This is a genomic window from Nitrogeniibacter mangrovi (genome assembly GCF_010983895.1).
Lineage (GTDB): Bacteria > Pseudomonadota > Gammaproteobacteria > Burkholderiales > Rhodocyclaceae > Nitrogeniibacter > Nitrogeniibacter mangrovi.
Genome location: NZ_CP048836.1, coordinates 164,139 through 176,238 on the forward strand (window position 1 = coordinate 164,139; position 12,100 = coordinate 176,238).

At 67.8% G+C, this 12,100-nt stretch carries 11 protein-coding genes; 5 read left to right on the forward strand and 6 right to left on the reverse strand.

The features are described 5' to 3' along the window. Window positions 1-202: 202 nt before the first annotated feature. A complete protein-coding gene (locus tag G3580_RS00665; RefSeq protein WP_173763431.1) occupies window positions 203-706 on the reverse strand; it encodes a hypothetical protein in 504 nt (167 codons plus the stop codon). 390 nt (window positions 707-1,096) lie between these two features. Here G3580_RS00665 and G3580_RS00670 point away from each other — a divergent pair, with 390 nt between their 5' ends. Further along, a complete protein-coding gene (locus G3580_RS00670) occupies window positions 1,097-2,353 on the forward strand; it encodes an MFS transporter (RefSeq protein ID WP_173763432.1) in 1,257 nt (418 codons plus the stop codon). Between the two features lie 11 nt (window positions 2,354-2,364). After that, window positions 2,365-4,662 (forward strand): glucosylglycerol-phosphate synthase, encoded by a 2,298-nt coding sequence (ggpS, locus tag G3580_RS00675; RefSeq protein WP_173763433.1) that lies wholly within the window; start codon window positions 2,365-2,367, stop codon window positions 4,660-4,662. A gap of 91 nt (window positions 4,663-4,753) precedes the next feature. On the opposite strand, the gene G3580_RS00680 is transcribed toward ggpS, so the two are convergent. The 3 genes from G3580_RS00680 to G3580_RS00690 are packed head-to-tail and all read right to left on the reverse strand — an operon-like array spanning window position 4,754 to window position 7,561. After that, window positions 4,754-4,972: a FeoC-like transcriptional regulator gene (locus G3580_RS00680; protein WP_228720729.1), complete on the reverse strand. Its 219-nt coding sequence runs from the start codon at window positions 4,970-4,972 to the stop codon at window positions 4,754-4,756. Between the two features lie 19 nt (window positions 4,973-4,991). After that, window positions 4,992-7,316, reverse strand: coding sequence for a Fe(2+) transporter permease subunit FeoB (feoB, locus tag G3580_RS00685; protein WP_173763435.1), 2,325 nt, complete (start codon window positions 7,314-7,316; stop codon window positions 4,992-4,994). After that, window positions 7,316-7,561: a FeoA family protein gene (locus G3580_RS00690; RefSeq protein ID WP_228720730.1), complete on the reverse strand. Its 246-nt coding sequence runs from the start codon at window positions 7,559-7,561 to the stop codon at window positions 7,316-7,318. The genes feoB and G3580_RS00690 overlap by 1 nt, the downstream gene beginning before the upstream one ends. 377 nt (window positions 7,562-7,938) lie before the next feature. On the opposite strand from G3580_RS00690, the gene G3580_RS00695 reads away from it, so the two are divergent. Further along, the gene (locus tag G3580_RS00695) at window positions 7,939-9,174 is read left to right on the forward strand and encodes an RtcB family protein (RefSeq protein ID WP_173763436.1); all 1,236 of its coding nucleotides are present in this window, start codon (window positions 7,939-7,941) and stop codon (window positions 9,172-9,174) included. Then, window positions 9,171-9,668, forward strand: coding sequence for a hypothetical protein (locus tag G3580_RS00700; RefSeq protein WP_173763437.1), 498 nt, complete (start codon window positions 9,171-9,173; stop codon window positions 9,666-9,668). Before G3580_RS00695 ends, G3580_RS00700 begins: the two co-directional genes overlap by 4 nt. A 199-nt stretch (window positions 9,669-9,867) precedes the next feature. Here the strand turns inward: G3580_RS00700 and msrA are convergent, their stop codons facing one another. After that, the gene (gene msrA / locus G3580_RS00705; protein ID WP_173763438.1) at window positions 9,868-10,536 is read right to left on the reverse strand and encodes a peptide-methionine (S)-S-oxide reductase MsrA; all 669 of its coding nucleotides are present in this window, start codon (window positions 10,534-10,536) and stop codon (window positions 9,868-9,870) included. Window positions 10,537-10,678: 142 nt separating this feature from the next. On the opposite strand from msrA, the gene G3580_RS00710 reads away from it, so the two are divergent. Further along, window positions 10,679-11,110, forward strand: a complete 432-nt coding sequence (locus tag G3580_RS00710; protein ID WP_173763439.1) for a hypothetical protein — start codon at window positions 10,679-10,681, stop codon at window positions 11,108-11,110. Window positions 11,111-11,168: 58 nt separating this feature from the next. On the opposite strand, the gene G3580_RS00715 is transcribed toward G3580_RS00710, so the two are convergent. Next, window positions 11,169-11,948, reverse strand: coding sequence for a PEP-CTERM sorting domain-containing protein (locus G3580_RS00715; RefSeq protein WP_173763440.1), 780 nt, complete (start codon window positions 11,946-11,948; stop codon window positions 11,169-11,171). Window positions 11,949-12,100 lie beyond the last annotated feature (152 nt).

Consider the following 12,100-nt stretch of genomic DNA (forward strand, 5'->3'; position numbering starts at 1 on the left):
GCCCGACCGAGGGCCTGATCCTCAAGCGCTCGCCAGACGGACTGGCGACGACAGCGACAGCTCCCCGGCGGTCGGTGAGGTGAGCGAGACGCAATTCGAGGCTGAACAGTGTCGCGATTCCCGGGGCAGTCCAGCGGCTCCGCTCCAAAAAGGACAAGGGCGCCACATGGCGCCCTTGTCCATTTGCTCGAAGCCGTCTCGGTCAGGCCGTCTTGCGCACTGCGGTGCGGCGGCGTGCCGGGGCTTTCGGGGCCTCTTGCTCCAGTGACTTGAGCATGCTGGCGCCGGCTTCGGCGGCCAGTTCGGTGCTCTCTTCGGCGGCGTCGCTCATCAGTTCGGCGGCGTCGACGAAGATCTCGAGGCCGGCCGGGGTCCAGCGTTGCAGGTCTTCGTAGGTGGCGTGGGCGGTGCGGTGGGCGGTGTCCATCTGGGCTTCGAGCAGGGCGACCCATTGCTCGTAGCTGTCGGTGAACACCTGCAGGGCGTTCTGGAGCATGGAGACGGCGGTATCCACCTGCATGGGGGCGGGCTGGGCGCCGGCGAGCAGGGAATGCGCGCGGGTGGCATGGGTGCCGAAGCTGTCGCGGGCGTGCTGCAGGGACAGCTGGGTCATGCGTTCGAGGGCGTCGACCCCGAGCTGGCCGTAGGCGTGCAGGTGGTCGAGGGAGTCGATATGGTGTTCGCGAACGAGCGCCTGGGCGATCATGTGAGTCTCCTGAAAAGGCGTTGCAACGGGTGGGGACAGCCTAAACACGGTGTGTGACAACTCGATGCACGAGTCATGACAGCGGGTTCGGGCGCTGTCGTCGACGCCGGGTATCGGGGGCGGCGCAGGTGTGCGAAGGATACCTGCGATTGTGCATTGCATCAAAGCAGGTACAATGTTCCTACAAAACTATTTTGCGTTCCAGCGCTTGCCGGTGACCCCGGCGCGGTAGCCCGACCGGTCGGAACGCGCGCTCGCCGCCTGTACACAGGGGCATCCGCGGTCCTGCCGTCGTGCCGACGGTGGGGGCGCACAGCACGATCCTGCGTGCCGATCCCGGTCGATCGAAGGTGGCGGTCTACCGCCGGCCGGCGCTGACGTCCTGACGTCATGGTTTCCGTAGTCGCTCGCATTCTGGCGCTTCTTTCCGGGACCGTCCTGCTGTTGCTCGGGGTCGGTCTGCTCAACACCCTGCTCGTGCTGCGTGGTGCGTACGAGGGGTTCTCCGACGACACCCTGGGGCTGATGGGGTCGAGCTATTTCGCCGGGTTTCTGGTGGGGACCCTGGCGGTGCCGCACCTGATCCGGCGGATGGGGCACATCCGCGCCTTCGCGTTCTTCACCGCGGCGCTGACCGCGGCGGTGCTCGGACACCTGATGCGCATCGACGCCACCGTGTGGATCGTCCTGCGCGTGGTGGCGGGGGCCGCCATCGTGGGCCTCTACATCGTGATCGAGAGCTGGTTGTCCAGCCATGCGGGGGATCAGCTGCGCGGGCGGGTGTTCGCCATCTACATGGTGTGCAACCTCGGTGCGCTGGCGGCGGCACAGCAGTTGCTGGCCATCGATGCGCCGTCCGGCTACCTGTTGTTCGTGATTGCGGCGGCGCTGGTGTGCGTGGCCGCCATGCCGGTGTCCGCCACCCGGCTGGCACCGCCGGAGGTGCCGGCCGAGGGGCGCATGTCCCTGCGCGGCTGTTACCGCAAGGCGCCGGTGGCGGTGGTCGCGGGCGTGCTCTCGGGGCTGGCGATGGGGGCGTTCTGGAGCCTGGGGGCGGTGTATGTGCGCCGGCTCGGGGCGGGCGAGACGGTGGCCGCCGATTTCATGACCGCGGCCATTCTCGGCGGCGTGGCGCTGCAGTGGCCGATCGGGCATTTTTCCGATGGCAGTGACCGGCGCCGGGCGCTGGTGCTCGTCGCGCTGCTGACGACGGCCGCCGCCGCGGCGATGTTGCTGGTGGGCGCGGGGTACTGGCCGCTGTTGGCCGCGGCCTTCGCCTTCGGGGGGGTGGCATTTTCGCTCTATCCGATCGCGGTGGCGCACCTGATCGACCATCTCCGCACCGAGGAGATCCTGAGCGGCAATGCCACTTTGCTACTCTTTCACGGGGGCGGCGCGGCCGTCGGGCCGATGATCGCCGGTGCGCTCATGGCGCATCTGGGCCCCATGGCCCTGCCCCTCCATTTCATGGTGATGACGCTGCTGCTGGCGGGCATCGCCTTCTGGCACACACGCCGTCGTGACGACGTGATCGTCGACGAACCGGCGGTGTTCGTGCCCATGGTGCGTACCTCGCAGGGTGCGTTGGACATGATGGCGTCCGCCGAGCAGGCCGCGGGCGCCACGACCGAAACCCACACCAACTGAGGACTATAACGATGATTCTTGCAACCGATCTCGACGGGACTTTCCTGGCAGGCGATCCGGAAAACCGCAGCCGTCTCTACCAGCTGATCGCGAACCACCCCGAAATCACCCTGGTGTTCGTGACCGGGCGGGGGTTGGAGGTGGTGATGCCGCTGCTCGACGATCCGACCATTCCCCAGCCCGATTTCATCATCTGCGACGTGGGTGCCACCGTCGTCGAAGGCACGCACCTGCAGCCGATCGAGCCCATCCAGTCGGCCATCGAGGGCATCTGGCCGGGCCAGCACGTGGTGGCGAATCACATCGGCGAGATTCCCGGCATCCGCCGCCAGAAGGTGCCGCAGCAGCGACGCTGCTCCTACTTCTGCGATGCCGACGCGGTCACCTCGGAGCTGGTCGCGCGGGTCGAGGCCCTGGGCTGCGATCTGCTGTTCTCCGCCGACAAGTACTTGGACGTGCTGCCGCGCGGGGTCAACAAGGGCAGCACCCTGGTCCAGCTCGTCGACCTGCTCGAAGTGCCCCATGACGAGGTGCTCGTGGCGGGCGACACGCTGAACGATCTGGGCATGTTCGAGGTGGGCTTCTTCGGCGTCGCGGTGGGCGAGTCCGAGCAGGGCCTGTTCCGGGCGACGCGCGACCGCTCCAAGATCCTGCATGCCAAGCACACCGGCTGTGGCGGCATCCTCGAGGCGCTGTCGCACTTCGGCTTTCTGGGCGAGGGGGCGGTGGATGCCGAGGTCGCGGAGATGGCCAAGCCGGGGCGCTCCGAGCTGGTGATGGTCTATCACCGCCTGCCCTACGAGGAGAGCTGGGAGAACGGCGAGCTGGTGCGCCGCCGGCCGACCTCGCCGAACGGCATCATGCCCACGCTCATGTCCTTCTTCAAGGGCGGGCAGCGCGGCGCCTGGGTCGCCTGGTCGATCCACGATCCGGAAGGCGGCCGTCCCTTCGAGACCCACACCGTGGTCGACCGCAAGGCCTATCCCGGGCTGGTGGCCGCCCGCGTCGCGCTCACCAAGAACGATGTGGACGTCTTCTACAAGCGCTTTTCCAAGGAGGCCTTCTGGCCGACGCTGCATACCTTCTGGGAGCGCGCCCATTTCCGTGAAGAGGACTGGGAGATCTTCCTCAAGGTCAACCGCCTGTTCGCCGAGCGCACCGCCGCCGAGGCCGCCGAGGGCGCGCTGGTGTGGCTGCACGACTACAACCTGTGGATGGTGCCGGCCTTCCTGCGCGAGCTGCGCCCCGATCTGCGCATCGCCTTCTTCCACCACACCTACTTCCCCTCGGCCGACGTGTTCAACGTGCTGCCGTGGCGGCGCGAGATCATCGGCAGCCTCATGCAGTGCGACTACATCGGCTTCCACATCCCGCGCCAGGTGGAGAACTTCATCGACGCGGCCCAGGGCGTGCTGCCGGTCAAGGTGGTCGAGCGCAAGGCCAGCGCGCCGCGCTTTCGCACCTACGGGTGCGCCGTCGGGGTCGACAGCTACGCGACCACCATCGAGGTCCATAACCGCTGTATCGGCCTCGGGGCCCATCCGGTGGGGCTGGACGTGGGCCGGATCGAGAAGATCCTCGCCGACCCGGCCACCGACAAACGCCTGGCGACCCTGCGCCAGGAACTGGCGGGCCAGCGCATGGTGCTGTCGGTCGAGCGGCTCGATTACACCAAGGGCACGCTGCAGAAGATCGAGGCCTTCGAGCGCCTGCTCGACAACCATCCGGAATTCCACGGCAAGGTCACGCTGGTGACCGTGTGCGTGCCGGCGGCGCGGGAGATGACCATCTACCGCGAACTGCAGTCGCAGATCGAGCAGGCCGTCGGCCGCGTCAATGGCCGCTTCTCCAAGGTCGGATGGACGCCGCTGCAGTTCTTCTTCCGCCCGCTGCCCTTCGATGAGGTGGTGAGCTACTACGCCGTGGCCGATGTCATGTGGATCACGCCGCTGCGTGACGGGCTCAACCTCGTGGCCAAGGAATATGTGGCCACCCAGGGCCTCACCGACGGCACGGGTGTGCTGGTGCTGTCCGAATTCGCCGGGGCCGCGGCCGAACTGCACGGCACCTTGCTGACCAATCCGCACGACCCGGTCGATCTGGAAGAGAAGATCTACATCGGTCTGGCCATGAGTGCCTCGACCGGCGATCCGCGTGCCCGTATGCGCGAGCAGTTCGGCATCGTCAATCACAACAACGTGCAGCACTGGGGCGAGGAGTTCATTGCCGCCGTCAAGGCGGTGGACACCACCCCCCTGGAGATGCGCGAAGCACCCGCCCCGGAGGGCGCGCTCACCGGCGTCGACTGAGGTTCAGCGCCGCGGTGCGATGCCCGACAGCGCCCGGTGCCGGGCCCGCTCGGGCGATGATCGTCGGGCCGCCCACGGGCGGCCCGTCATTTTATCGGGGGGCGGACCAGGCGTAGACGTCGAGCGTGTCTGGATTGCATTTGCAGCAATCGCCGCAGTTCGTCTGCGCTGGCAGTTTGTGCACCCGCCCCTTGCGCTCGAGGGTGTCGAGCATCGCGCGCAGGGCGTCCGGGGTCATGCCGAGGGCCAGGGACAGTTCCTGCACGCTGGCGCGTTCGCGTTGCTTGAGGGTGTCTCGGAGTCGGTTCAACAGCATCGGAATCGTCTCTTCAGGTGCTCTGCGGCAGCGGGGTGGCCATGGCGCCGAGGCGCTTGCTGTGGCGCCGCAGCGCCAGCAGCACCAGACCGATGCCGACCACGACGACGCCCACCCGGATCGACGAGCGCTCCGGGTGCTGGGCGAAGGTTGCCAGCTGGTAGTAGAGCGTCGCCAGACCGAAGGCCAGGCCGGTGGTCCAGACCGACACGAAGCAGGCCCAGCGGGGGCCCGCTTCCTGGTAGATGGCTGCCACGGTGGCGGTGCAGGGCATGTAGAGGAGAATGAAGAGCAAATAGGCGAAGGCGCCAGCGGCACCGTTGAAGCGGCTGGCCATGGCACCGAAGGTGCCCACCGACACCGCCTGTTCGGCGGCCGCCGCGTCGTGGTCGGACAGGTCGCCCACGCCCACGCCGAGCGGATCGGCCCAGGCGCCCAGCGCCTTGGCCAGATTCACCGGAATGGTGGCGGCCGCGTCCTCGAGCCCCTGCCACAGGCTGAAGTCGGCCGGGGCGTTGGCATTGTCGGCGCTGTCGTCGGCCAGTGCGCTGTAGGCGGCGTCCAGGGTGCCGACCACGGCCTCCTTGGCGAGCACGCCGGTGACGATGCCCACGGTCGCCGGCCAGTTGTCTTCGTTCAGGCCCAGGGGGGCGAAGGCCGGGCTCACGGTGCGGCCGACGGCGGCAAGCACCGACTTGTCGATGTCCGTGTGGCCGAAGCGGCCGTCGGTGCCCACGCTGCCGAGTGCGGTGATGACCAGCACCATGGGCACGATCACGCGGCCGGCGCCGATGACGAAGCTCTTGAGCCGCGACCAGGTGTGGATGGCCACGCCGCGCACCGTGGGCAGGTGGTAGGGCGGCAGCTCCATGATGTAGGGCGCGCTCTCGCCGGCCAGCAGGGTGCGCTTGAGCGCCAGCCCGGTGACCACCGCCGCGGCGATGCCGATCAGGTAGAGCGCGAACACCACGTTCTGCGCGCCCTGGGGAAAGAAGGCGGCGGCGAACAGCACATACACCGGCAGGCGCGCGCCGCAGGACATGAAGGGCACCATGGCCATGGTCATGAGCCGGTCGCGCTTGCGCTCCAGGGTGCGGGTGGACATCACCGCCGGCACGTTGCAGCCGAAGCCGACGATGAGCGGCACGAAGGACTTGCCCGGCAGGCCCATCCAGTTCATGAGCCGGTCCATCACGAAGGCCGCGCGGGCCATGTAGCCGGAATCCTCGAGCACCGACAGGAACAGGTAGAGACAGGCGATGACGGGGATGAAGGTGGCCACCGTCTGGAGGCCGCCGCCGATGCCGTTGGCCACCAGCACGGTCAGCCAGACCGGCGCACCCAGCGCCGTCAAGGCGGCGCCCAGGCCGTCGACCAGCACGGTGCCCACCGCCTGATCGAAGAAGTCGATGAAGGCGCTGCCGATGTTGATGGTGAACATGAACATCAGGTACATCACCGCCAGGAAGATGGGGATGCCCAGCGCCCGGTTGAGCACCACCCGGTCGATCCGCTCGGTGGTGTCGCGGGCCACCTCGCCGATCACCCGCACGGTGTTGCCGGCGATGGTGTTGGCGAGGCTGTAGCGGGCGTCGGCCACGAGGATGTCTACGTCGTCGGCCAGATCGGCCTGCAGCGCCGCCGCCTGGCGCGCCGCCTCGGCGCCCACCGCCTGCCGGGCCAGGTCGTCGCCCTCGAGCAGGCGCACCGCCAGCCAGTGGGGCGCCACGCGCTCGCGCGCGGCGGCCTCGGTCAGTTGCGGGCTCAGCTGGGCGATGGCGGTGGCCAGCGTCGCCTCGTAGGTGACGCTCGCATGGGAGCGCGGGGAGGTGGCCAGGGCCAGATCGACGGCCTTGCGCAGGCCGGCGATGCCCTCGCCCTGGGCGGCGCTGGCCATCACCACCGGGCAGCCCAGCGCGGCCTCGAGTGCCCTGGGGTCGATGGCCAGGCCCTTGGCCTCGGCCACGTCCACCATGTTGAGCACCACCAGCAGGGGCACGCCCATCTCGGCCAGCTCGATGGTCAGGTACAGATTGCGTTCCAGGTTGGCCGCATCGACGATGTTGACGATCAGCGCTGCCTGATTGGTGTGGATGTAGTCGCGCGCCAGCTTCTCGTCGAGCGACACCTCGCCGTCGACCACGTCCAGCGAATAGGTGCCGGGCAGGTCCACCACCTCGACGCGGTGGCCGGCATGGGTGTACTCGCCATGCTTGCGCTCCACCGTCACCCCGGGCCAGTTGCCCACGTGCTGGCGCGCGCCGGTGAGCGCGTTGAAGACCGTGGTCTTGCCGCAGTTGGGATTGCCGACCAGCGCGATGGTGCTGTGAGCCTGCATCAAATCTTCTCCACCTCGAGCGCGTCCGCCTCGTCCTTGCGCAGCGACAGCGCCGAGCCGCGCACGCGAATCTCCACCGGATCGCCCATGGGCGCCACCCGCACCACCGTGATCGGTGTGCCCGGCGTCAGACCCATGGACAGCAGCTTGCGCCGGTAGGCCTTGCCGGTGGGGTTGAAGCCGGCGATGGTCGCCCGGTCTCCAACCGCGAGGTGTTTGAGCATCATGGTGAGGTCGCGGTTCATCGCATCAGTCGCCAAGCATTGTAAGTGAAAACTATTCCCATTTGTCTTCGCATCACTTGCGCTGCGTCAATCTTTCGGCGTTTTTGGGGCGAACGCTCACAGGTGTCACGCAAGAACGGGGCCATGGCCCGGCCCCGATGGACGCGACCGACCGGCATGGCGAAAACGAGCAGGCCCGGCGCGGGTTTCGCCCAGGCAGGCGCGTCGGTCCGGCGGACGGCGCACCGTGTCGGATTCCCGCCCAACTGTCGCAACCCGGCCGTGGGCGCCGCGCCCGGCTTCTCGCGGCGCCCGGATCGGTCCACACTGACCGTCCATGCACCCGGGGCGGACAGGCGCGCTGGCGCGAAACGCCCCGATACCCGGTAGCCCGCCTCATGTCTCGACCGACCCGACCCGATCACGACGTCCTCCTCGCCGAAGGCGCCGCCCCCATCCGCCTGTGGACCCGGGGCGTGCCGGTGGAGGACGACGCCCGCCGCCAGCTCATCAACACCGCCCGCATGCCCTTCATCTACAGGCACCTGGCGGTGATGCCCGATGTGCACCTGGGCAAGGGTTCCACCATCGGCAGCGTCATCCCCACCCGCGGCGCCATCATCCCCGCCGCGGTGGGCGTGGACATCGGCTGCGGCATGATGGCCGCGCGCACCACGCTCACCGCCGCCGACCTGCCGGACCACCTGCACGGCCTGCGCAGCGCCATCGAGGCGGCCGTGCCGCACGGGCGCAGCCTGAGCCGCGGCAAGCGCGACCCGGGCAGCTGGGGCCGTCCTCCGGCGTTGGTGGACGTCTACTGGAAAGCCCTGCTGCCCGGTTTCCGCCGCCTCGTCGACAAAGCCCCCCGCCTGGAGAAGACCAACCACCACACCCACCTGGGCACGCTCGGCACCGGCAACCACTTCATCGAGGTCTGCCTGGACGAAGCCGACCGCGTGTGGTTCATGCTCCACTCCGGCTCCCGCGGCGTCGGCAACGCCATCGGCCGCCACTACATCGAACTGGCCCAGGCCGACATGCGCCAGCACCTCGCCAACCTGCCGGATCGCGACCTGGCCTATTTCGAGGAAGGTTCAACGCACTTCGACGACTACGTCGAAGCCGTCGGCTGGGCGCAGGACTACGCCCGCAAGAACCGCGAATTCATGATGGCCCAGGTGGTCGGCGCCGCCCGCGCGGTGATCGCCAAGCCCTTCGAGGCCGACGTCGAGGCCGTCAACTGCCACCACAACTACGTGCAGCGCGAGACCCATTTCGGCGCCGAGGTGCTGGTCACCCGCAAGGGCGCGGTCTCGGCGCAGAAAGGCCAGCTCGGCATCATCCCCGGCTCCATGGGCGCGAAGAGCTACATCGTGCGCGGCAAGGGCAACCCGGAAAGCTTCTGCTCCTGCAGTCACGGCGCCGGGCGCACCATGAGCCGCACCGCCGCGAAGAAGCGCTTCACGGTGGCGGACCAGATCCGCGCCACCGAGGGCGTGGAATGCCGCAAGGATGCGGAAGTGATTGACGAAATCCCGATGGCGTACAAGGATATCGACGCCGTCATGGCCGCGCAGGACGCGCTGGTGGAGGTGGTGCACACCTTGCGGCAGGTGGTTTGTGTGAAGGGGTGAAGATCGTGCAAAGACAGGCTGTTTCCAGTGCTCTGGCGGGGGCTGTGGTCGCCGTCATCCTCATCGCATCGCCGCTGCTCGGCGCTGTCCTCGATCTGGCGCGGAGCATGTTCGGAATTGCGGTTCGCAACGGAGCATTCCATCCCATTGGTGAGCTGTTTCCTGACGCATACGCCTTCATCGTTCATGGCATCGGCAGTATCGTGCTGCCCGCCTCGATGTTGGCGGGCATTGGGGCCGCTTCATTGCTCGTTTGCCGACGCGTCGGCGCGTCGAGAGCGGCGTTGTTGTCGGGATTTATGTTGGCTCCGGCCTTGGCTGCGACGCATATCGCCGTTGGCGTGTTTCATGCAGCGCAGGCCACGCATCTTCCGGTCGGTGTGCTCGCGCGACCGTGGGCGGCGTTCTCGCTCATGCTGGCCAGCACCTTCATTGGCGCATGTCTGATGGTGATGGTGGCTGAGTGCTGTGCGCGTCGTCGATCTGCCCGATAAGGGCATCATTCCGTGTCGGGCGCGGTGACTAACGAGCAAGGCGTCGCATGCCTCACCCGATGTCGCAGCAAGTAGCCCGGCCGAGGGCCGCAGGCCCGACGCCGGGATTTCGTCGTGACCCGGACGCCACGGTTTCCATGAAGGTCCCGGTCGATCAACTCTCCTGCGACGTCCGGCATCGGGCGTGAAGCGCGAACGCTCACTTCGCGTGATGCACGAACGGCGCGTCCGCGCCCCACAGCGCCTGCACCCGCGCATCCCGTCCGCAGGCCTTACGGTAGAACGCGTAGGCCTCGGCCTTGGTCTTGAAACCACGGCGGGTGAACACGAGGTCGTCCTTCTTGTAGTAGTCCTGGTGGTAGGCCTCGGCGGGGTAGAAGGGGCCGGCGTCGAGGATGCGGGTGACGATGGGCTGGCCGAGGGCCTTCTGCGCGGCGTCGCGTTCGGCCTCGGCGGTGGCGCGTTCCCGGGGGTCGTGGACGAAGATCGCGGTGCGGTAGGTGTCGCCGCGGTCGCAGAACTGGCCGCCGGCGTCGGTGGGGTCGATGCCGCGGAAGAACAGGTGCAGCAGGCGGGCCTCGCCGACCACGTCGGCATCGTAGGTGATCTTCACCGCTTCATAGTGGCCGGTGCCGCCACGGGAGACCTGCTTGTAGGTGGGATCGACGGTGTGTCCGCCGGTGAAGCCGGAGACGGCCTCGATCACGCCGGGCACGGATTCGAAGTCCGATTCGACGCACCAGAAGCAGCCGCCGGCGACGGTGAGGCTGCGCAGGTCCTTCGCGCCGGCGTGGATGGGGGCGCCGAGGCCGGCGAGGGCGCAGGCGGTGATCAGGGCGAGGCGGTGCAGGGGGGCGAGCGATTTCATGGGCGGGTGTGCTCCGGTGACTCCACATACCATCTGACCGTGCGCGGCCCCCGACTCTTACGCGCCGCCTGGCGGCCGGCCGGCCTTGCCTCATGGGCGCATTGTCGGCGATGCTCGGGTGGCGCGCTTACAGGGGATTCCGATGGATGACTTCGTCCTGCACTCGTCCTGGTTCTTCGGGCTGATTTGCGTGTCCGGCGTGGCCGGGGCGGTGGGCTCGTTCCTGGTCTTCGTGGCGCTCGACTGGCTGGTGCGGGCGAAATCGCCGATCGTGTGCCGGGAGTTCGTGTTCTCGGGGCTGCTCACCGGCATTGCCGAGCGCTTCTTCTTCACCCTCGCGATCGGCCTGTTCGGCGCGGGCGGCATCGCACCCGCAGCGGTGGGTTGGGTGGCCATCAAGGGCCAGGTGCACTACAAGATTTTTTCCGAGGCGGGGACGGCGGATCTGTCGCGGGCCTATCTCGGCCTGATGGCGTCGCTGGCCTCCTTGAGCTTTGCCCTGGTGGGCGGCTACGCCTGGGCGCAGCACGTCACCGTGGCACGGCTGATTGCGTTCCTCGCCGGCGGAGTCTGATGCCCGACCATGAAAAACGGCGGCCGAAGGCCGCCGTTCGCTTTTTGTATCGTGCGCGTCAGCGCTGACGCCGGGCGCGTGCCGCCAGACCCAGCAGGCCGAGGCCGGCGAGCACCAGGGTGCCCGGTTCCGGCACGTTGTTGCTGGGCGGGAAGACCTCGGCGGCGGTGCCCTGTACGCCCACGGTGAAGCCGTTCCAGTATTCGTTGGAGGCGCTGTCCCAGGTGAGGGTGTCGAAGGCGCCGGTGAACTGGATCACGCCGTGCGGCTCGGTGCCGCCCACGTTGGAACTGTTGAGCGCGTACAGGAAGTCGCCGTTGCCCAGGTCGTACACCACCTTGGTGACGCCGCCGCAGCCCCAGTAGCCGCAGGCGTTGCCGTCTTCGCCGCCGACGCTGAGGATGTTGAAGTCCTGGTTGAGGAAGGCGTAGCCGTTGCCGTTCAGGCTCACGAAGGCGAACACCGGGTTGGCGATGGTCTGGGAGAACTGCAGCGTCTGGCTGCCGGCGCGGCTCAGGGCGACGATGTCGGTGCCGGTGGGGCTGTTGTCCACCACGCTGCTGGTGTAGGGCGAGATGGTGTCGTCACGGCCGCTGTGGCCGTTCTGGTAGTAGTCGATACCGCCGCTGGGCTGGTAGAAGCCGATGCCGTTGGCGTTGGTGTAGGTGACCGTCACCGATGAGCTCGAGGTGGTGATGGTGCCCTGGCCCTGGAAGCCGGTGCCCGGGTCCATGTCGGTGCCGGTCCAGTCGGTCCAGTAGATCGGGGCGGCCGAGGCGATGCCGCTGAAGAGCAGGGCGATCAGCCCCACGAGTGCCTTGCGATTCGATGTGATCATGACGGTTTCCGCTGCGTGCGTGATGAGGTGTCCGGGGGCGCACGGTGATGCCCGTCGCTGCGCCGCTGTCGGTCATGGTCTTGTGAAGCAAGCGTTGTGCCGATGTTGAGGATCTTAAAATAATAATAAAAATCAAAATGTTGGAGGATTTT